Raw genomic sequence first — 19348 nt, forward strand, 5'->3', positions numbered from 1 at the left:
GCATCGTCATACCGGGATCGGGCTACACACGCCTGCCGACGTGCACTTCGGGCTGGCCGCCGACAAGGCTGCCGACCGGCGAGCCGTGCTCGCCGACGCCCGTATCCGACACCCGCACCGCTTCGGTACCAACCGTGCGCCGAAGATCCTCGACCTGCCCGACACCGTCTGGATCAACCAGCCAGCCCAGGAGGCCGACACAACAGCCGCCTAACACCTGATGGACTCAAACGCCTTGACAAATTCCGGCACGCTCAGATCCCCCGATCGCCGAGGCGCCGCAACTCCCCTTGAAGTCCGCGTACGCCGTCGTCGAGCAACCGGGTAACGGCTGGACGCAGCAGTGGCTCGATCCACTTCAGCCAGCCCTGAAAGGCGAATCTCACCCGATAGGTGATCAGGCAGCCGGACGGCTGCGCGGCGACCGTGATGGTGTCGCAGACGATCACGGAGTCGTTCTCTCCACGCAGGTCGATCGAGCGACCCGGTCGCAGCGCCGTGACGACGTAGTCGATGGAGCTCACCCGTCCGGCGAACCGGGATGTGTTCCGGTAGCGGGTTCCCACCCCGCCATCGCCTGAGAACCGCACCGTCCGTATGGTTCCCGGGTCCCACCGCTGCGTGGTGGTGAAGTCGGCCAGATAGGCAAACACCGCATCTGGTGCCACGTCACTGCGCACCTCACGCTGCATGGTGATCATGCGCCATCCCTCCCCGCGCGCGGAATTCGTGGTACGCGGCCCGCGGCAACGGCGATATTGTTGGCCATGCCGGTGAATATGATGCCGTGAAACGGCAGAAGTGAATACCAGTAGAGCTGTCCGGCAAGGCCTTTGGGGAAGAAGATCGCGCGCTGGTGCAACTTCGTGGTGTGCTCACCGCACGCCTCGAGGCGCCATTCGAGCCAGGCGCCGCCGGGGGTCCGCATCTCGGCGCGGAGCCGCAGCAGGTGCGGACGCTCTATCTTTTCGACTCGCCAGAAGTCGAGCGCGTCACCGGTGTGCAGCACGTGTCGGTTGCGGCGGCCCCGAGCCAGCCCGACTCCCCCGGTGAGTCGGTCCAGCCAGCCCCGGATCGTCCAGGCGAGCGGGAAGGAGTACCAGCCGTTCTCGCCACCCACACCTTCGACGACCTGCCACAACTGCTCGACAGTGGCGTTGCATTCGACGCTGCGGTCGTCGGTGTAGACCACTTCCCCAGCCCAACTGGGATCCGAAGGCAAACTGTCAGCGGGGGCGCCGGTCGCAGATGCATCGGCCCAGGTCGTTTCCACGTCACCGCTGTCGATGCGGCGCAGTGCGAGCGCGACGGCGTCCCGGTAGCGGGTCTTGCCGCCGGAGGGCGGCGCGATCACCGCATCGATGTCGCGCTCGGACGCGATCGCGTCGGTGCTCAAGGACTCGATCAGGGCACGGCCGATCCGGGGCGGGACAGGAGTCACCAGTCCGATCCACAGTCCGGCCAGTTTCGGTGTGAGGACCGGGAGGACAAGAATTCTGCGTCGGGTCAGTCCGGCGACGTGGGCATAGATCTGCATCATCTCGCCGTAGCGCAAGACGTCGGGCCCACCGATGTCATAGGAGCGACTGCGCGCCAATGGCATGGTCGCGGCGGCCAGCAGGTAGTAGAGGACATCGCGGATCGCGATGGGCTGGATGCGGTTGTTGACCCAGCGCGGTGTGGTCATCACCGGCAGCCGATTGGTCAGGTGCCGAATCATCTCGAAGGACGCCGAGCCGGAACCGATCACCACCCCGGCCTGCAGTACCAGGGTCGGCACCCCGCAGTTGAGCAGGATCTCGCCGACCTGGCTGCGGGACCGCAGATGCGTGGACAACCGGTCCGATTCCGCATGCAGGCCGCCGAGGTAGACGATGCGCCCCACCCCGGCTCGTTGGGCCGCGGCAGCGAGATTCTGCGCGCACTGCCGCTCCGACTCGATGAATTCTCCCGGGTTGCCCATCGAGTGCACCAGGTAGTAGACGACGTCGATGTCGCGGCAGGCTTCGTCCAGGCAGTCCGGTTCGGTGAGGTCGCCGCGAACCACATCGACGGCCGCGGCCCACGGGACATCGCTGATCTTGTTGGGGTTACGGGCCAACACCCGCACCCGGTGGCCGGCTTCGACCAGGCGGGGGGCCAGCCTGCCTCCGATGTAGCCGGTGGCCCCGGTCACCAATACGTTCAATGGCTGATCTCCGCGATCCGGCTCCGTCACGCGGCCCACCCGAACCACTGATCCGCCGAGCGTGGTGTGCGCGATCGAGTCTGCCGGCCTTTTCGGGTGACGCCTCATAGTGGTGATTCGGAACCGCGGACGCCGTGGTCGGGTTCGGCGGGAGGCTCGCCGACAGCGATTGCGTAACCGGCTTCTGCCAGTAGCGTCGAGGCATGAGTGTGGACTTCTCCAGCACAGTTGCCGCGCCGCGTGCGGATGTCTTCGCATGGCATGAGAGGCCGGGTGCCTTCACCCGGCTGAGTCCGCCGTGGCAGCCGATGCATCTGGTCAGCGAGGCGGATTCACTGCGCGGCGGGACGGCCGTACTGGCTCTTCCCGGCGGACTTCGGTGGGTCGCCGAGCACCAGCCCGACGGCTACGATCCGCCCGCGCGATTCGTCGATGAGCTCGGCGGACACGGCCTGGCATCGCTGCCCACCCGGGCCACCCTCAGCTGGACTCATACCCACGAGTTCGAGGATCTGGGCGACGGGCGGACACGGGTTATCGACCACGTCGACACCCCCATCCCCGGGGCGTTGCTGCGGCCGATGTTCGTCTACCGGCATCGCCAGCTCGCCGACGACCTGGCAGCGCATCGCCGTGCCGCGCAGGCGGGCCTGACGCCCCTCACCGTGGCGATCAGCGGCTCGACGGGACTGGCGGGTTCGGCTTTGGCGGCGTTCTTGAGCACCGGCGGTCACCGGGTGATTCGCCTGGTTCGCCACGCTGCCGGCAATCCCGATGAGCGGCAGTGGAATCCTGACCAGCCCGACCGTGATCTGTTGAGCGGAGTCGACGCCGTGATTCACCTGGCCGGCGCTTCCATCGCCGGACGGTTCACCGCCGAGCACCGCCGCCAGATCCGGGACAGCAGAATCGAGCCCACGCGGCGACTCGCCGAGTTGGTCGCCGGCACCACCGGGGGACCGCGCGTGCTGATCTGTGCATCGGCCGTCGGCTATTACGGTTACGACCGCGGCGATGACGTGCTGACCGAGGACGCCGAACGCGGCGAGGGGTTTCTGGCTGATGTCGTGGCCGACTGGGAGGACGCCCTCACGCCGGCAGAGCAAGGCGGGGCCCGCGTGGTGCGCGTTCGCACGGGCATCGTGCAATCGCCACGCGGTGGAACGTTGCGTTTGATGCGCCCCTTGTTTGCAGCTGGACTCGGCGGCCGGCTCGGCAACGGCCGGCAATGGCTGCCGTGGATCGGCATCGACGACCTGATCGACATCTATCACCGCGCCCTGTGGGACACCGGACTTAGCGGCCCGGTGAACGCGGTCGCACCGAATCCCGTGCGCAACATCGACTACACCAAGGCGCTGGGCCGCGTGCTACACCGGCCGACCGCCCTGCCGGTACCCGGCCTGGGCCCGCGATTACTTCTAGGCGCTCAAGGCGCTCGCGAACTCGCTTGCGCCAGCCAGCGGGCGCTGCCCGGACGCCTCAACGATGCCCATCACCAATTCCGCATGCCCGAACTCGAACCCCTGCTGCGGCACCTCTTGGGACGTACCGGCCCGCAGTGACTCTCACCGGCGGCGATTGAGTACCGCGATGTGCCCGCACAACACCGTGGCAAAGGTCACCCACAGCGGATACAGCACCAGAGGGACGGCCCGCACACCCCGAACGGCGACGGCGCGGCGCGCCAGATCGGCACTGCTGGCCGCAAGCGCCGCACTGACCGCAGTTGCCGGTCCGAGACGGCGGCGGTTGAAGAACAGCCATGACCAGCCCGCGTTGAGGACGAGGTTAAGCACCAGCGCCGCCACGTAGGAGCGGCGTTGCGCGACCTTTCCACGGTCGTTGAGTTCGTCGATGGTGGCCGCCGAGACCGCGGCGATGTCGGCGTAAAGCGCCGGCCACACTATCGGAAAGGCTTGTCGTGGTGGCTGATACGCGGGCTTCGCGAGCTCTGCATACCAGTCCGATTGCACTGCGGGGGCGGTAGCGATGCTTCCCGTGACAGAGGCCGCGGTGACTGCGGCGCCGGCGCCCAGCAGGGTGGAGATGCGCACGTGACTCCTTCGGCTCAGTGATTCTTGGTGACAGGTACCGCAATCTCGTTGCGACGAAACATCGGAAGTGTCCATGGCGGGTCGTAGAACCACGCCTGAGGTACGCCGGCCGGCTCACACTGCATGTCTTTCAGGGCATTGAGCAGCGTGGCGGTGTGCGCTTCAACCGCACGCCGAGAACGATCACCGGAGAAGGCATGCACCGCCACGGTTTCCGCGGGCACGCGCACCAATTGCACCGCAGCGTTGTCCGGCTCCGGCAACGATTCCAGTCCGACGCCGGTCGGCATGAAGAAGCGGATCACCCATTGGCCCGGGGCGCCGGGTTGCTGGGCGACGGGGGCGGTCATCGAGATCTGCTCCCCCTCCGGAGCAGCGGGGTCCTGCGCGACGGGAGCAGTCATCGCAATCTTGGTACGCGAGTGATTGCCGCCGAAGATGTAGCCGGCCAGGCGTCGAAATCCGGTGCTGCGTGCCGCCTCCTCATCACCGGTGACGACGGTTTCCGCCGCGACACGCTCCGCGTAGCGGCGAATCTCCACATCGCGGGTTCGTTGCTCCACCGTGAAAGGAGGTTCCTCGGTTCCGTTGCGGACACCGACCACCGACCCGACGGCCTGCAGCGCGGCGCCTGCCGCCGAGAGGATTCCACTCATGTTCGCCCTCCGCTCCTGCCGTTTGTCGCCCGGCCCCGTGCTGCCGGTCGACCACCGACTGTAGCTCGATAGCCCTCATCTATTCAATAATTGAACCATTCAATTTATGAATCACTAAGGTCTTGGTAGCGGCGCAGCGCCTCGGCCCGCTCGCGACCGTGGTCCACCATGGGCTGGGGGTACCCCGGGGGCGGTGACGCCCGGACCAGATGGGCGTCGGCTAGTTCTGCCAGCTCTGGAACCCAACGGCGCACGTAGTCACCGTCGGGGTCGAATTTGCGGCCCTGCAAGGTCGGATTGAACACCCGAAAGTAGGGGGCCGCGTCGGTGCCGCACCCCGCACACCACTGCCAGCCGTGTTGGTTGTTGGCCATGTCGCCGTCAATCAGCTGATCCAGGAACCAGCGGGCGCCCCACTGCCAGGGCAGATGCAGGTCCTTGACCAGGAATGATGCCGCGATCATGCGCACCCGGTTGTGCATGAAGCCGGTCGCGCGCAGTTCCCGCATGCCCGCATCGACGATGGGAAAGCCGGTTTCGCCTGCCGTCCAACGCTCGAACCGACGGCGCGCCTCGACATCGGTATCGACCTGGATGGAGTCGAACTCATGATTCCAGTTGGCCCAGGAGCTGCGCGGCCAGAAGTGCAGCACCGAGGCATAGAAGTCCCGGAACGCAAGCTGGCGAAGGTACGCGGAGTCCCCGGGCCTGTGGAGGTCGAGATCGGCAGCCATGGTCCGGGGGTGGATGTTGCCGAATTTCAGGTAGACCGACATCCGGCTTCCCCCGTCCCGGTCGGGCCGGTCGCGGTCGTGCTCGTAGCGCTCCAGCCCGCTGCTGACGAACGCCTGCCAGTGGTCTGACGCTGCGGCCTCCCCGGCAGGGAACTCGCATCGACCACCGAAGTCAGGGATGTCCACGCGTTGCGCGGACTCGCCGGGCAGGTCGAGAGGGTCGATCAGGTGCGCCGAGTCAGGTCGGGAGTTCGCCGGACGCCGCCAGCCGTGCTCACGCCACCGCCGAAAGAACGGGGTGAAAACCCGGTAGGGAGTCCCGTCGTCTTTGACGACTCGCCCGGGCGAGGCCAAGTAGGGCGAGCCGGTGGCCACCAGCGGTATGTCACCGAGCGCAGCGCGCACCCGCGCGTCACGCCGGCGCCCGAACGGGGCGAAATCGGTTGACACATGCACCGCCGACGCACCGATCTCGGCGGCGATCCGCGGGATCCGTTCATCGGGAGGCCCGCGCGTGATCAGCAGCCGGCCGTCCAGGTCATCGCGCAGGCTGCCCAGAGACTGGCCCAGGAACTGCAGGCGGCGTTGCCCAGCCGAGGCCTCCAGCTGCGGGTCCAGCACGAAGCAGGCCAGCACCTCGGGGTCCTCGGCCAGCGCGGCCGACAGTGCCGGCAGGTCGCCGACCCGCAGATCGCGGCGGTACCACAGCAGGACCGGCATCGGACTAACCGGCCCGCAGGTCCACGGTGCGGGCCTGCCGGCACGGGCTCACGGGGTCCCCAGTTCGGAATCGAACTGTCGCATCGCTGCGGTCACGGCAGCGACAACCCGATGCGCAGTCTGCAGTTCGGCGTCGGAGAACTCGGACAGCGCGCGGTGCATGTGACCTTGCAGCGGCGTGAAAAACGCTCTGGCGGTGGCCAAGCCGAGTTCGGAGTACCGCAGCGTGACCTTACGTCGATCCGAGGCGTGAGCTTCGCGCCGCACATGACCGGACTCGATGAGACGATCGACCAGATAGGTGATGGCCGCACCCGAAAGTCCCATGCGTTGCCGCAGCTCACTGGGACTGATTGGGGACCCGGCTGTCTCAGCAACCATGATGTGCAGCAGGGCGCGGAAATCGGTCTGACGAACGTTGTTGGTACCGGCGAACCGCTGGCCGATCTGTTCGGATTGGGCGGCGAGCTGCCGCATATCGGCAGATATCAGCGACTCCAGCGCGGTTCGGGCACCAGCATCATCATCCGGTTTCATGACGGTTGACAACACTATCGCTGCGATCAGGCTGGGAACAGCGGCAGCCGTAACGCGCCGGGTGCACTCTCGGGCACGGCCGGCCGCACAGGCCGAACCGGTGCGATGCGTCGGTACGGCTGGCCCAGCGGCACGCGGGGGTCCGGCTCGCCGTTGTTGGGCCACAGAGCCATCGCCCGTTCGGCCTGCGCGGTGATGGTGAACGAGGGGTTCACACCCAGATTGGCGGTGATCGCCGACCCGTCGGCAACGTGCAGACCGGGGTGCCCAAAGACCCGCTGATAGGGATCGATGACGCCGGTCTGCGCCGAGTCACCGATGGGGCAGCCGCCGATGAAGTGCGCCGTCAACGGGATGTTAAGCGCGTCCAGGTAGGTACCGCCGGCCATCCCGCCGACCTTGTCGGCCATCCGGCGCGCCACGTCGTGGGCGATCGGGATCCAGTCCGGATTAGGTTCGCCCACACCCTGTTTCGCCGTCATCCGGGTGCCGAAGAGGCCTCTTTTACGGTAGGTGGTCAGCGAGTTGTCCAGCGACTGCATCACCAGCACGATGATCGAGTGCGCCGAGGCGTTGCGCGGGAACATACTGTGCAGCATCATCGCCGGATGGCGTGCGATGGTCAGCATGAGTCGCGCGAAACGCCACGGCCCCCCGTCGATCAGATGGGTGCCCATCATCGACAGCAGGTTCGAGCCCTTGCCGTAGCGACACACCTCGATATGGGTGTTGGCCTCCGGGTGGATTGAGGAGGTGATCGCCACGCCTTGGGCGAAGTCGTCACGATCGGGCGCGAACACCACCGGCACCTCTTCGGAATTGGTGCGGGTCAGCTCGCCCAGGCGGTCCGAGAGGTGCGGCAGTGATCCGGTGTCGCGCAGCTTGTGCAGCAGCCGCTGGGTGCCCAGCGAGGCCGCGGCGAACACCACCTGACCCGTGGTGAAGTCCCGCTTGCGCTTGCGCACCCACCGGCCGGTGCGCACCGTGCTGACCACATAACCCCCGGCACCGTCGGGCCGCACATCGGTGACCATCGTCATCGGATGAATCTGGGCGCCGGCACGCTCGGCCAGGTACAGGTAGTTGGTCTCGGTGGTGTTCTTCGCGTTGTGCGGGCACCCGGTGAAGCACTGCGCGCAACCGATGCAGCCGGAGCGCTCGGGGCCGGCCCCGCCGAAGAACGGATCCGGAACCGTCGTGCCGGGCTCGTCGCCGAAAAAGACTCCGACGTTGGTAGGGTGGTAGGTGTCTTCGACACCCAGATCTCGGGCCACCGCCAGCAAGACCTCGTCGGCGGGGGTGGTGTGCGGGGTGGGCGTCACTCCCAGCATCCGTCGAGCCTGGTCGTAGTACGGCGCGAGCTCATCTCTCCAGTCGGTGATGTGCGCCCACTGCGGATCATCGAAGAACCGTTCCAACGGCTCGTAAAGGGTGTTGCCGTAGATCAACGAGCCGCCGCCGACCCCGACGGCGCTGGCGATGAACGTCTTGCCCAGCACCGTCAGCCGCTGCGGACCGAAGCAGCCCAGTTTCGGCGCCCACATGGCCTTGCGGACGTGCCAGTTGTTGGGCGGGAAATCGGCGGGTTGCCAGCGACGCCCCATGTCCAGTACGCCGACCCGGTAGCCCTTCTCCGTCAGGCGCAGAGCGGACACGCTGCCCCCGAACCCGGAGCCGATCACCACGACGTCGTAGTCATTTGTCATGCAGGTCCTCGGAGCTGTCGCCCGGAGCGGGCGGGGCACATCACGACACCGGAATCTATCCCGCTGCGGACGTGCGTGTGGGTATAAGCAGCGCAAGCGATACCACCAGGAGCAGGCTCAGGCCGACCGCGTTCAGCACCGCGTCCCGCGGCCCGTACATGTGCAGCATGCCGAGGTGATAAATCAGGTGCAGCAGGTTGAACGTCGACCAGCTGACCCCCGTGATGACGACGACGGCGCGGTTGCGCAGGTAGTACACGGCCAGCGCGCTGAGCACGCCCAACCCCGAAAACATGCCGCCGACGTCCTTGACGAGGTGCTCGTTATAAGGGCCCAGTACCGGCAGCCAGGTCATGCCCATTCCGGGAAACGTCGTGTACCAGTGCAGCGGGGCAAAATACGCCCACAGCCCGAGGCTGAGCCCGAAGATGGTCAACACGATCAGACAGAGGCGATGCGCGGTGAGGTTCATACCCCATTGACGACGCACCGGGCGATTGTGTGACGACATGCGGCTCACCGAACAGCCGGAACGTGGGCGTCCAGCCACTCGGCGAAGGTCTGCTGGCCTCGCGGGCCCGGGTGCGCGGGCAGCAGCGCGCCGCCGGCCATGGCCTTTCCGACCGCGCCGGGCAGCCGCAGGGGGATCACCGGTCGGCGCTGCCTGAGGCGGCGCAGCAACTGCCGAGCCATGTCGACCATCGACTCCACCTGGGGGCCCGCGAGTTCGGGCGCCATCTGCTGGGGCTCACCGACGGCCAGGGTGCACAGATGCGCGGCGACTTCGCTGACGGCTATCGGCTGGCAGCGCATGGCCGGTATCACCGCGATCGGGCCGGGCACCTGCCCCAGGATCTGGTCGGCGAACTCGTGAAACTGGGTGGCACGCAGGATCGTCCACGGGACGGCACCGGCCCGGATCACTTCCTCCTGGTGCAGCTTGCCCTGGTAGTAGCCACTGGGCACCCGGTCCACGCCGACGATCGACAACGCGACGTGGTGGCGGACTCCGTTGCGCTGCGCGGCGGCCAGCAGATTCTCGGTCGCGGTTCCGAAGGACGCCCGCGCCTTCTTGGCGTTCATGGTCGCGAAGTCGACGACATCGATGATGGCCTCGACACCGTCGAGCGCGGCATCGATTCCGGCGTTTTCCAGGAGGTCGACCCCGTGTGCGCGGGCGAGGATCACCGGGTGGTGCCCCTGGCTGTCGAGATGCTCGACGACCTTGCGTCCGGTCTTGCCGGTACCGCCGGCAACCGCGATCTTCATGGGTGCACCCTTCCACGTGGCTGGACGTCAGTCGACCAAGACCACCATTTTGCCCTGAGCCTCCCCTGCTTCCATGACGCGATGCGCTTCGCGGATCTGATCGAAGCGGAAGACCCGCGAGGGCGCGGCTTTCAGGCGACCATCGCGCACTTTGTCGGCGATGTCCTGAAGCGGCACATCCGATAACGCAAAGCCGCGAGTGCCGAACACAAAGCTTCCGAAGAAGCTGAGGTTGACACCGCTGGCCATCTGCAGCAACGGGTTGAAGTCAGCGATCGGATCCAGCCCGCCGAGCCAGCCGGCCAAGCACGCCGTACCGCCCCGGCGCAGCATGTTCAAGGAGTCGAGGATCGTACTGTTGCCCACGAGGTCGAGAATGGCGTCGATGCGCTTGGCCTCGGTTATGTGTGCACTCAGATCGGGGATCTCGAGTTCGGCGCGTTCGACGCCGAGGGAAGACAGCATGCCGAACCGGTCACGGTTGCGCGTGGTGGCGATCACCCGAGCACCGGCCTCCACCGCCAGTTTTGCGGCCGCCTGGCCGAAAGACGATGTCGCCCCACGGATCACGACGGTCTGACCGGCGGTCAGATTGAGGTTGCGAAACAGACAGGTCCATGCGGTGGCATAGGTTTCCGGCAGCGCGGCCAGCTGATCCCACGGAAGATCCGCCTCTATCAGGGCGACGTTCTCAGCGCGCACCCGAGTGAACTGGGCGTAGCTGCCGTTGATGGTCCGGCCCAGCCCGCCCATCAACGCCGCAACTTTGGCACCAACCCGGAACTCACCTCCCGGGCAGGCATCGGCGATGCCCACGCATTCGATACCACTGACTTCGGCGGCCTCGGCCCACTCGCCGCGGCGCATGTGCATCTCGGCGTGGTTGATGCCGAATCCCTTGACCCTGATCACCACCTCGCCATGTTTCGGCAGTGGCTTGGGGATGTCGGTGTAGGTCAAGACATCCAGATCGCCGAAGCCGTCGAGAACGATGGCCCGCATGGTGGGGCCGCCCGCGGCTTCTCGCACCACCGCGGGTTCGGTCGGAATGGCTGGTGTCGGTGTGGTGGACATACGTCTCGTCTCCTATGAAGATCGTTGGTGCGTGCTATTTTTCGAAGATCTGCGCCAGTTTCCGCAGGTCGGTCCGCGTCGGCCATGACGGCTACTGCCCGCCGACCCGGACCAAGAAGCCCTTGATCAGGGCGGCAACCTCGTCGGCAGCGGTCTCCAGCAGGAAGTGGCCGCCGTCGAGCAGATGGATCTCCGGGTCGCTGGCGTCGCGGCCGAATGCTCGGGCACCCTCAGGGCCGAAGATCGGGTCCCCTTGACCCCAGACCGCCAGCACCGGAACTCCACTGGTGCGCAGGTACTCGTGCAGAGCGGGATACATCGGCGGATTTGTGGCGTAGTCCCGGAACAATTTGAGTTGGATTTCGTCATTACCCGGGCGAGCCAGTAGCGCGGCATCCAATGTCCAGGTGTCCGGGCTGACCAAGGACTCATCCGGGGCGCCGGTCAGGTACTGCCATCTGATCGACTCGGCATCCAGCGCCGTCCGGATGGCCGCCTCGGTCTCGGGCGTCTGCTCACGCTGGTAGTCCCAGACGGTTTTCCAGAAGCCTTCGACAAAGCCCTCGTCATAACCGTTGCCGTTCTGCGTGACTATCGCGGTGATGGAGTCGGGGCGGTTCAGCGCCAGCCGCCAGCCGATCGGGGCCCCGTAGTCCTGGACATAGATCGCGTAGCGGTCCAACCCCAACTGGTCCAGCAGCGCCTGCGTGAGGTCCGCGAGATTGTCGAAGGTGTAGTCGAACTCGCTCGCCAGCGGCATGTCCGAGTAGCCGAAGCCGAGGTAGTCCGGGGCGATCACGTGGTAGTCGTCCGCCAGGCGGGTGATGAGGTCTCGAAACATGTAAGAGCTGGTCGGAAAACCGTGCAGCAGCACGACGGCGGGCGCATCGCTGCGTCCGGCTTCGCGGTAGAACAACCGGTGCCCGTCGACGGTGGCGTGGTGGAAGCTGGCCGTAGGAACCATATCTAACTCCTTAAATCATTTTTGATAGTTAGGAGTCAAGCACCCGTACTGTAACCTGTCAATAGATTTTTGGAGGTTATATGGATATCGTGGTGGCCGGACGCAGCGACGAGGCGCTGCTCTTGGACCTGCTCAACTCCACCCCCGTCATCGACGGCGTGGCACGCGATGAACTCGCGGACCCGGTGACGGCACCGGCGTGGTTGAGTTCCCGCGACCTCGGCCCGGCAAACCGACACCTCCTCGAGGAGCTCCGCGAAGTCCGGGATGCGTTGCAAGACATCGTGCGTGGCGACCGGACACCGCAGGCCTTGCAGCCGTTCCTCGGTGGCGTCGGACTCTCGGCGACAGTCAGCGACCACGGCATCACCTGGACCCTGGACACGGGCGAGACGTCGACGGCCGCGGCGCGCGCCATCCTCGCCTGGGACGCTTTGCGAATCTCCAGCCCGGGGCGACTGCGGCCCTGCGCCAATACCGACTGCCAGCTGTTCCTGATTGATCGCAGCAAACCCAACACGGCCCGCTGGTGCTCGATGGCCATCTGCGGCAACCGGATGAAGGCACGCCGCCACTACCAGCGAAGCAAGGCCTCGACCAGCGACTGAAGCGCCCGACGCGCCCACTCGCGCACGGGGGACGCGTTCGCGTCGCCGCGAGCCCAAATGCCGCGGCGGCGGGATCGCGGACTACCATGGGACGGCCCCGCGGGTTCTCTACACCGACCGCTTTCCAGGTCCCCCGCCCCCGGGGACGTGTCTAAAAAGTTCGAGCTCCTGGTAGACAGTGGTAGGCGCGAAGCCGTGGAAACGTGATCGCGTCGATTTGGGAACGCGTGGTCCGTTGTGTTCTGGGCAGTTTGCGACCATTCGGCCCGGAGTCCGGTTCAGGCGGTGTCGGCGGGGCTGTCGACGCTCAACGGACTGATTCCGGTCGTGGACAGCAGCGTTCGGTGCAGGAGCGCGCGGAATTGGTGCGGCCGCAGGCGACCGTTGCCCGGCAGGAAAGGGAAATCGCCTTTTTTGGAAGAGGTCTCGGCGCACTTTGCGGCCGCGGGATCGAAGGCGAGCCGCCTCGAGCTCGCCGCCGCGGACTGCGCCTGCCACGACGTACCCGCGACGGCCGAGCTACCCGGCGTGTCGAGCCCGGGCTACAACTGTCAGCGGGTCGCGGAAAGTGACTCACGTGAGGTGCCGCTGCCGAGGATGTTGGAGGGCCGTGGAATGCGTGTTGAGATTCTGAGCAGCTCAGACTGCCCAAATGCGGCAGCGGCCCATGAATTGCTGGTCGACTGTCTGGCCGTACTCGGGATCGATACGGCGATCGTTGAGCGCGTCGGCCCGTTTCCGTCACCGTCGGTGCTGATCGACGGGACCGATGTGATGTGTCCCGATCAGCCGCCGACAGGGGATTTCTGTCGGTTGGACCTGCCCACCCGCGAGTTGATATTTGCCGCGCTACGACGGGCGGTTGCGGCCGAAAGTTAGTGGCCGCATCGCATACACGATCACGGCAACGCCGACCAGGCAGACAGGGCGCCAATCACATCCCAGTGGCCGGGCCGCAACCCATCGAGGAGCACGGCCCCAGGCCGGCGAACCGGCAACGAAGACGCCGCCGTAGGCGGCCAGAATCCGGGCTCGTGAGCATCGGAGGGTGATTCAACTCCTGCCATTATATCAGCGTTGACTGTACTATTTGGTCCAGCCACCAGGCAGCGGGGAGGACGGCGAGGACATCGAGATCGCGCAGGTCATTCCACTTCCGGTGTTCGATGCACGCAAGGAGGCTGAATCGTGGCGGCTGTGAACACGTTTGCGCCGGTGAGCCAACTCGAGGACCGGCGCCAACCCACCACCACGCTGGAGGGTTGGCGCCGTTTCGTTGATGCAGACCCGCCCGAGTTCACCCTGCTGCCCGATGCGCAGTGGAGCGCCCTGTCGGAGACCGAGCGGACCAGCTACAACGAAGCCCGTGTAGCGCACCACAGTGAACTGGTTGTGGTCACCACGTCGGCGATCCAGCGCATCACCAACGAAGGCCGGCTGTTGACCCTGCTCAACCAACGCGAGATCGGCGCCCGGCGCGGGCTGATCATTTCCGGGGCGGCCGCGACCGGGAAGACCACCGCGGTCAAACAGCTCGGCCGGTTTCACGAACTGCGGATCCGGACACGATTCGCCGACAAGTCCCGGATCCCGGTCGTCTACGTGACCGCGCCGCCGAAAGGCTCGCCGCGCAAACTCGCGATGGAGTTCGCCCGATTTCTGGGCCTTCCGCCGATGCAACCGCGGATGAATGTCACCGACATCGCCGACGCCGTCTGCCAGGTCCTCATCGACGCCCGCACCGACATCGTGATCGTCGACGAGATCCACAACCTCAACCTCGATACCCGCGCCGGCGAGGAACTGTCCGATCACCTGAAGTACTTCACCGAACACCTACCTGCCACCTTCGTTTACGCGGGCATCGACGTGGAGCTCTCCGGGGTGTTCACTGGCACCCGCGGGCGCCAGTTGGCCGGGCGTTGCGGGGTGATCAACACCAGCCCGTTCCCGTATGCCGGGGAATGGAAGTCGTTGGTGGCCGCGATGGAAGGCACGCTGCGGTTGCACTGCCACAACGCCGGAACGCTGGTCGCCGAGGCCAAGTACCTGCATCAACGCACCGGCGGCATGATCGGAAGCCTGGCGCACCTGATCCGCTCGGCGGCGATCCGCAGCATGCTCGACGAAACCGAGAGCGGCACCCGAGATCTGATGGACACCGTGCTCATCGACTACGCGGCCCAAACATCGGCGCAACGCCATGCGAGCTGAGGCGTCGATCCGGCCGGTGTGGCCTATCGGGCCTACGGCGCCGTTACCGCGAACCGTCACACCGTTTCGCGCAGAAACCGTGCAGTCCTATCTTGATCGCCTCGCGCACGCTAACCACCTGGAACCCCGGCAGCTGCGGCGCTACCTGGCCGACGGCCCTGCGATCTGCCGTCCCCGGCCGGACTGGTTGGCAACCGTCAGCAGCCAGCCTGTGGCCTCCCTTCAAGCCCGGCTCATCGGGCTGGCCAACCGCGACCGCGACCCCACCCGCCAACGCCGCCACGCGCGGCCCGCCTGCCGGCTCTGCATGGCACGCCGCGGTGTCTACGAGCCTGTCTACTGCTGGTTACCCGACTACGCCACCGTCTGCCGCCGCCACCGCCGATGGATCGGCCCGGGCACCTACACCCTCGAAGATCAACGCGACCTGCACTGCACACCCCTCGTCCTGGCCGCCGCGCAGCACCATGCCCGATTGCATCGCCGTCACAACGGCACCGCACGGTTCGCAGTCAAGGATGCCGCGCGGATCCGCCGCTGGTGGGCACGCAGCACAAGCCCCTCGGAGTTGCCGCCCGACGACGTTGACACGCATATCGCCGCCTACCCCGACCTGATCGCCTTGGCCGCCATCCTGGCCGATGCTCGCGTCCGGATCTGGAACAGCGTGGCAGCAACACCCGCGCGAACTCGCGTAGTCGACGCGGTCTACGTCAGCATCGGACGCCGGTTTCCCCAGCGCCGTGACCACACCCGACCCATCGAGCAGTGGATCCACGATCAACAGCTCAGCGCCGTACGCCGCGCACACAACGCAAATCGCGCGGACCCCACGACCAGCCGATAAGCGTTCCAGGGACGGGCCAGCTGAGTGATGTCATGGCTGACGGCGGGCTTGCGAACCGGTACCACACAATTCAGCCCTTGCTGTTATATCAGCATCTACTGTACTGTTTGGTACATGCTGACGTGTGAGAGGCGGGAATCGGCGCTGGCCCGGCTGGGCCGGGCGCTGGCGGACCCGACACGGTGCCGGATTCTGGTGGCCCTACTAGACGGGGTGTGCTATCCGGGCCAGCTGGCTGCACACCTGGAGTTGACGCGGTCGAATGTGTCCAATCACCTGTCGTGTTTGCGGGGCTGTGGGCTGGTCATCGCCACCTATGAGGGTCGGCAGGTTCGCTATGCGCTGGCCGACAGCCACCTCGCCCGGGCCTTGGGCGAATTGGTCCAGGTTGTTCTCGCGGTGGATACCGACCAACCCTGTGCCGACGAGCACGTCATGTCGGCAGCAGCCGAGCTACCCGTTGGTCGATGACCGAGATTGCTCGGGTAACTCGACGATCGCAGTAGCTCAATCGCAGTGAGATGAACGAACAGAAGGGGTTAGCAGTGGCTTCACATGGACTCATGGCTAGAGCGGCCGGGACGGTATTCACCGGGCTGGTCGGGGTGAGCGCCTACGAAATACTGCGCAAGGCCGTGGGAACCGCTCCGGTGCACCGAGCCGCGGTCACCGCAACCGAGTGGGGTCTGCGCGGAACCCGACGCGCAGAAGTGGCAGCAGAGTCGGCCCGGCTGAAAGTCGCCGACGTGGTCGCCGAGGCCCGCGAACGCATCGGCGAGGATGCCGCTGCGCCGGTTGGCGCCAAGACCGACGATGACGACTGCTGCTGAGTGACGAGCCGTCGCCGGTTTCTCGGCGGCGGGGTAAGTCCACGGCCGATTGTGGCGAAAATCGGTTCGCCCGTATCCACGAGGAAGGTTGATCGTGCAGACTACTGGAGCGTCCACCGATACCGGGCCCGCACTGAGCGTAGTGTCCGCGGGCGCCGGACGGATACGTGTGCATGCGCCCTGGTTTCACTTCGACGCGATGCGAGCTGTCGCGATCGAGGACACGGTCGCCAAGGTGGCCGGTGTGGATACCGTCCACGCCTACCCCCGCACGGCGTCCGTGGTGGTCTGGTATTCGCCCGAGCGCTGCGACACCGCGGCCATCTTGTCGGCGATCGCCGACGCCGAGCACATCCCTGCGAAGTCGGTGCCCCCGCGGGCACCGCACTCGGTCGATGGGCGCAACCCCGGTCTGGTGCAGCGAATTCTCGACTGGAGCTCGCGGACGCGATCAGGTGGGCACGCTGACATGGTTTCCCAACGGTCAGGGGAAGGAAGCGGCGGCTGCTGTGACCACGACACCGGCCAGCCCGGGTCGCAGCGGCTGTGGGGCGTCGCCAAGCTGCGGCGAGCCGCGTTCTCCGGGGTGATGCTGGGCGCCTCACTGGTGACGGCGTGGCTGACTCCATTCGGGCCGGTGGCACTGGGATTGAAAGTCGTGGCGCTCGCGGTGGGTGCTTCGACGTTTGTGCCTTCAACCGCTAAGCGACTGGCCGAGGGCCGCCTCGGTGTCGGCACGTTGATGACCACCGCCGCGCTCGGCGCGGTCGGACTCGGTCAGGTCGGTGAGGCCGCCATGCTGGCGTTTTTGTTCTCGGTTAGCGAGGGCCTGGAGGAATACGCGGTGGCCCGCACCCGTCGCGGCCTGCGCGCCCTGCTGGCGCTGGTGCCGGACCAGGCCACCGTACTGCGCGACGGTGTCGAAACCGAGATCGCCACAACCGAACTGCGCGTCGGCGATCAGATGATTGTCAAAGCCGGGGAACGCCTGGCCACCGACGGCATTATTCGTGCCGGGCACACCGCCCTAGACATCTCGGCGATCACCGGCGAATCGGTGCCGGTAGAGGCCGGAATCGGTGATGAGGTGTTCGCCGGGTCGATCAACGGGTCCGGAGTGCTGCAGGTTCAGGTCACCGCCACCGTTGAGGACAACTCGCTGGCGCGAATCGTGCACATCGTGGAAGCCGAACAAGCCCGCAAAGGCGCCAGCCAACGCCTGGCCGACCGCATCGCGCGGCCGCTGGTGCCCGGCATCATCATGACCGGGGCGCTGATCGCCGGGGCCGGCAGCGTCTTCGGTAGCCCGGTGGTCTGGATCGAACGCGCACTGGTGGTGCTGGTCGCAGCCTCCCCATGCGCGCTCGCCATCGCGGTACCCGTCACCGTCGTAGCGAGCATCGGCGCCGCTTCCAAACTCGGCGTACTCATCAAGGGCGGCGCCGCGCTGGAGGCCCTGGGCGCCATCGGCACCGTCGCCCTGGACAAAACCGGAACGTTGACCGCCAACCGGCCGGTCGTCATCGACGTCGCCACCACCAGTGCCGCCACCCGCGAGGAGGTGCTGGCGGTGGCGGCCGCGCTCGAGGCCCGCAGTGAACACCCCCTGGCCGCGGCCGTGCTCGCCGCTGCCCAAGCGCCGGTGGCCGCCGCGAGTGACGTGCATGCCGTTCCTGGGGCTGGGCTGACCGGCCACCTCGAGGGGCAAGCCATCCGACTGGGACGGCCTGGCTGGATCGACCCCGCCAACCTTGCCGATCACGTGACGCACATGCAACAAGCCGGGGCCACAGCGGTTCTCGTCGAACGCGGTGGACAGCTGCTCGGTGCCATCGCCGTCCGCGACGAATTACGTCCAGAAGCCACCGGGGTCATCACCGGACTGCGCGACCGCGGCTACCAGGTCGCGATGCTCACCGGCGACAACCCTGCCACCGCTGCGGCGCTGGCCACCCAAGCTGGAATCCAGCACATTTATGCCGAACTGCGCCCCGAAGACAAGGCTGCCCTGATTGCACAACTGCGCGCCCAGCGGCCCACCGCGATGGTCGGCGACGGCGTCAACGATGCACCTGCCCTAGCCGCCGCCGACCTCGGAATCGCAATGGGTGCCATGGGAACCGACGTCGCGATCGAAACCGCCGACGTCGCCCTGATGGGCCAAGACCTGCGTCACCTGCCCCAAGCACTAGACCACGCCCGACGCTCCCGGCAGATCATGCTGCAAAACGTCGGGCTATCGCTGACAATCATCACAGTGCTGATGCCGCTGGCGGTGTTCGGAACCCTCGGCCTGGCTACCGTCGTGTTGGTCCACGAACTTGCCGAAGTGGTCGTCATCGCCAACGGTATGCGCGCCGGGCGCCTCAAACCCCTCTCGGGGCAACACAAGACACCCGACGGCCGCAGGGCGACTGAAGTTAGCGCCAGCATGCAAGTCGCCAAGACAAAGCGTGTTTAGCCCTGTTTAGCCCCGACTAACCGTCGACTAACCGCGCACATTCAGCCGCGAAGTGGATGCGTGTCACCGGTGGCTGGCGCGGGCGAACACCCCGCCGAGCACATCCAGGGTGGCGGGCACTAACCGGTAGTAGGCCCATTTGCCGCGCTGAGTGCGTTCCAGCAGGCCGGCCTCGACCAGGATTTTGAGGTGGTGCGATACGGTCGGCTGGGATAGCCCCACCGGGGTGGTCAGGTCGCACACACACGCCTGGGCGCCCTCATGGCCCGCAATCAGCGACACCAGCCGCAGCCGGGTCGGCTCGGCCAGCGCCTTAAGCACGCCAGCCAGTCGCTCGGCGGCCACCGCGTCCAGCACGCCGTCAATGATCGGGCTGCAGCACGCCGCAAGACTGCCCGAGTCATCGCGATCGGTTGGGGACGTGACCGTGGCGGGCATGGCCCTAGTATGACACACGCATTGACAGGTATCGATGCTTCGTGC

At 66.4% G+C, this 19348-nt stretch carries 21 protein-coding genes and 1 pseudogene; 9 read left to right on the forward strand and 13 right to left on the reverse strand.

The genetic code is table 11. The features are described from left to right. Positions 1 to 214: pseudogene (locus tag EJK91_RS21710) on the forward strand (IS3-like element ISAar46 family transposase); the annotation flags it as partial. 40 nt (positions 215 to 254) lie between these two features. Here EJK91_RS21710 and EJK91_RS07030 read toward each other — a convergent pair. Both EJK91_RS07030 and EJK91_RS07035 read right to left on the reverse strand, forming a co-directional pair. Next, the gene (locus EJK91_RS07030) at positions 255 to 701 is read right to left on the reverse strand and encodes an SRPBCC family protein (RefSeq protein ID WP_125078568.1); all 447 of its coding nucleotides are present in this window, start codon (positions 699 to 701) and stop codon (positions 255 to 257) included. Beyond that, positions 698 to 2218 (reverse strand): SDR family oxidoreductase, encoded by a 1521-nt coding sequence (locus tag EJK91_RS07035; protein WP_239651168.1) that lies wholly within the window; start codon positions 2216 to 2218, stop codon positions 698 to 700. The genes EJK91_RS07030 and EJK91_RS07035 overlap by 4 nt, the downstream gene beginning before the upstream one ends. 173 nt (positions 2219 to 2391) lie before the next feature. Between EJK91_RS07035 and EJK91_RS07040 the strand changes: the two genes are divergently transcribed. Next, on the forward strand, positions 2392 to 3753 hold the full coding sequence (locus tag EJK91_RS07040) for a TIGR01777 family oxidoreductase (protein WP_125078569.1): 1362 nt from the start codon (positions 2392 to 2394) through the stop codon (positions 3751 to 3753). A 3-nt stretch (positions 3754 to 3756) separates the two neighbouring features. Here EJK91_RS07040 and EJK91_RS07045 read toward each other — a convergent pair whose 3' ends face one another. The 9 genes from EJK91_RS07045 to EJK91_RS07085 form a co-directional block, all read right to left on the reverse strand. Further along, positions 3757 to 4245 carry a TspO/MBR family protein gene (locus tag EJK91_RS07045; protein WP_125078570.1) on the reverse strand — a complete coding sequence of 163 codons (489 nt, stop codon included), beginning with the start codon at positions 4243 to 4245 and terminating at the stop codon, positions 3757 to 3759. A 14-nt stretch (positions 4246 to 4259) separates the two neighbouring features. Further along, positions 4260 to 4901, reverse strand: coding sequence for an SOUL family heme-binding protein (locus EJK91_RS07050; RefSeq protein WP_125078571.1), 642 nt, complete (start codon positions 4899 to 4901; stop codon positions 4260 to 4262). A gap of 104 nt (positions 4902 to 5005) precedes the next feature. Continuing rightward, on the reverse strand, positions 5006 to 6355 hold the full coding sequence (locus EJK91_RS07055) for a cryptochrome/photolyase family protein (protein WP_125078572.1): 1350 nt from the start codon (positions 6353 to 6355) through the stop codon (positions 5006 to 5008). Between the two features lie 48 nt (positions 6356 to 6403). Next, the gene (locus tag EJK91_RS07060) at positions 6404 to 6892 is read right to left on the reverse strand and encodes a MarR family winged helix-turn-helix transcriptional regulator (protein WP_046300738.1); all 489 of its coding nucleotides are present in this window, start codon (positions 6890 to 6892) and stop codon (positions 6404 to 6406) included. Between the two features lie 26 nt (positions 6893 to 6918). Further along, positions 6919 to 8598, reverse strand: a complete 1680-nt coding sequence (locus EJK91_RS07065; RefSeq protein WP_125078573.1) for a GMC oxidoreductase — start codon at positions 8596 to 8598, stop codon at positions 6919 to 6921. A gap of 55 nt (positions 8599 to 8653) precedes the next feature. Beyond that, on the reverse strand, positions 8654 to 9070 hold the full coding sequence (locus EJK91_RS07070; RefSeq protein ID WP_046300736.1) for a hypothetical protein: 417 nt from the start codon (positions 9068 to 9070) through the stop codon (positions 8654 to 8656). A 44-nt stretch (positions 9071 to 9114) separates the two neighbouring features. Beyond that, positions 9115 to 9867: an SDR family oxidoreductase gene (locus EJK91_RS07075; protein WP_024441816.1), complete on the reverse strand. Its 753-nt coding sequence runs from the start codon at positions 9865 to 9867 to the stop codon at positions 9115 to 9117. Positions 9868 to 9894: 27 nt separating this feature from the next. Continuing rightward, complete coding sequence (locus EJK91_RS07080; protein ID WP_125078574.1) at positions 9895 to 10941, reverse strand: zinc-binding alcohol dehydrogenase family protein; 1047 nt, start codon at positions 10939 to 10941, stop codon at positions 9895 to 9897. Positions 10942 to 11032: 91 nt separating this feature from the next. After that, positions 11033 to 11905 (reverse strand): alpha/beta fold hydrolase, encoded by an 873-nt coding sequence (locus EJK91_RS07085; protein ID WP_125078575.1) that lies wholly within the window; start codon positions 11903 to 11905, stop codon positions 11033 to 11035. Between the two features lie 80 nt (positions 11906 to 11985). Between EJK91_RS07085 and EJK91_RS07090 the strand changes: the two genes are divergently transcribed. Next, on the forward strand, positions 11986 to 12513 hold the full coding sequence (locus EJK91_RS07090) for a CGNR zinc finger domain-containing protein (protein ID WP_125078576.1): 528 nt from the start codon (positions 11986 to 11988) through the stop codon (positions 12511 to 12513). A 285-nt stretch (positions 12514 to 12798) separates the two neighbouring features. Beyond that, positions 12799 to 13392 carry a hypothetical protein gene (locus EJK91_RS23105; protein ID WP_306341111.1) on the forward strand — a complete coding sequence of 198 codons (594 nt, stop codon included), beginning with the start codon at positions 12799 to 12801 and terminating at the stop codon, positions 13390 to 13392. Here EJK91_RS23105 and EJK91_RS07100 read toward each other — a convergent pair. After that, entirely contained in the window at positions 13363 to 13566 is a 204-nt protein-coding gene (locus tag EJK91_RS07100) for a hypothetical protein (RefSeq protein WP_082108346.1), read from the reverse strand. The genes EJK91_RS23105 and EJK91_RS07100 overlap by 30 nt on opposite strands. 135 nt (positions 13567 to 13701) lie before the next feature. Here EJK91_RS07100 and EJK91_RS07105 point away from each other — a divergent pair, with 135 nt between their 5' ends. From EJK91_RS07105 to EJK91_RS07125, 5 genes are all read left to right on the forward strand, one after another. Continuing rightward, on the forward strand, positions 13702 to 14727 hold the full coding sequence (locus EJK91_RS07105; protein ID WP_046285499.1) for an ATP-binding protein: 1026 nt from the start codon (positions 13702 to 13704) through the stop codon (positions 14725 to 14727). Continuing rightward, positions 14717 to 15574 (forward strand): TniQ family protein, encoded by an 858-nt coding sequence (locus tag EJK91_RS07110; protein ID WP_046285500.1) that lies wholly within the window; start codon positions 14717 to 14719, stop codon positions 15572 to 15574. The genes EJK91_RS07105 and EJK91_RS07110 overlap by 11 nt, the downstream gene beginning before the upstream one ends. A 114-nt stretch (positions 15575 to 15688) precedes the next feature. Next, entirely contained in the window at positions 15689 to 16045 is a 357-nt protein-coding gene (gene cmtR, locus EJK91_RS07115; RefSeq protein WP_046285501.1) for a Cd(II)/Pb(II)-sensing metalloregulatory transcriptional regulator CmtR, read from the forward strand. A gap of 50 nt (positions 16046 to 16095) precedes the next feature. Continuing rightward, the gene (locus tag EJK91_RS07120) at positions 16096 to 16404 is read left to right on the forward strand and encodes a DUF1490 family protein (protein WP_276062076.1); all 309 of its coding nucleotides are present in this window, start codon (positions 16096 to 16098) and stop codon (positions 16402 to 16404) included. A 91-nt stretch (positions 16405 to 16495) separates the two neighbouring features. After that, the gene (locus EJK91_RS07125) at positions 16496 to 18865 is read left to right on the forward strand and encodes a heavy metal translocating P-type ATPase (protein ID WP_046285513.1); all 2370 of its coding nucleotides are present in this window, start codon (positions 16496 to 16498) and stop codon (positions 18863 to 18865) included. Positions 18866 to 18928: 63 nt separating this feature from the next. On the opposite strand, the gene EJK91_RS07130 is transcribed toward EJK91_RS07125, so the two are convergent. Further along, positions 18929 to 19303, reverse strand: coding sequence for an ArsR/SmtB family transcription factor (locus EJK91_RS07130; RefSeq protein ID WP_046285502.1), 375 nt, complete (start codon positions 19301 to 19303; stop codon positions 18929 to 18931). Positions 19304 to 19348: the final 45 nt, after the last annotated feature.

It is taken from the genome of Mycobacterium sp. P7213 (assembly GCF_900604305.1).
Classification (GTDB): Bacteria; Actinomycetota; Actinomycetes; order Mycobacteriales; family Mycobacteriaceae; genus Mycobacterium.

Bases quoted from the DNA above. Each gene is read 5' to 3' on its own strand.
- EJK91_RS07030 (WP_125078568.1), bottom strand. From the start codon at position 701: ATGATCACCATGCAGCGTGAGGTGCGCAGTGACGTGGCACCAGATGCG.
- EJK91_RS07040 (WP_125078569.1), top strand. From the start codon at position 2,392: ATGAGTGTGGACTTCTCCAGCACAGTTGCCGCGCCGCGTGCGGATGTC.
- EJK91_RS07050 (WP_125078571.1), bottom strand. From the start codon at position 4,901: ATGAGTGGAATCCTCTCGGCGGCAGGCGCCGCGCTGCAGGCCGTCGGG.
- EJK91_RS07055 (WP_125078572.1), bottom strand. From the start codon at position 6,355: ATGCCGGTCCTGCTGTGGTACCGCCGCGATCTGCGGGTCGGCGACCTG.
- EJK91_RS07060 (WP_046300738.1), bottom strand. From the start codon at position 6,892: ATGAAACCGGATGATGATGCTGGTGCCCGAACCGCGCTGGAGTCGCTG.
- EJK91_RS07065 (WP_125078573.1), bottom strand. From the start codon at position 8,598: ATGACAAATGACTACGACGTCGTGGTGATCGGCTCCGGGTTCGGGGGC.
- EJK91_RS07070 (WP_046300736.1), bottom strand. From the start codon at position 9,070: ATGAACCTCACCGCGCATCGCCTCTGTCTGATCGTGTTGACCATCTTC.
- EJK91_RS07075 (WP_024441816.1), bottom strand. From the start codon at position 9,867: ATGAAGATCGCGGTTGCCGGCGGTACCGGCAAGACCGGACGCAAGGTC.
- EJK91_RS07080 (WP_125078574.1), bottom strand. From the start codon at position 10,941: ATGTCCACCACACCGACACCAGCCATTCCGACCGAACCCGCGGTGGTG.
- EJK91_RS07085 (WP_125078575.1), bottom strand. From the start codon at position 11,905: ATGGTTCCTACGGCCAGCTTCCACCACGCCACCGTCGACGGGCACCGG.
- EJK91_RS07090 (WP_125078576.1), top strand. From the start codon at position 11,986: ATGGATATCGTGGTGGCCGGACGCAGCGACGAGGCGCTGCTCTTGGAC.
- EJK91_RS07110 (WP_046285500.1), top strand. From the start codon at position 14,717: ATGCGAGCTGAGGCGTCGATCCGGCCGGTGTGGCCTATCGGGCCTACG.
- cmtR (WP_046285501.1), top strand. From the start codon at position 15,689: ATGCTGACGTGTGAGAGGCGGGAATCGGCGCTGGCCCGGCTGGGCCGG.
- EJK91_RS07120 (WP_276062076.1), top strand. From the start codon at position 16,096: ATGAACGAACAGAAGGGGTTAGCAGTGGCTTCACATGGACTCATGGCT.
- EJK91_RS07130 (WP_046285502.1), bottom strand. From the start codon at position 19,303: ATGCCCGCCACGGTCACGTCCCCAACCGATCGCGATGACTCGGGCAGT.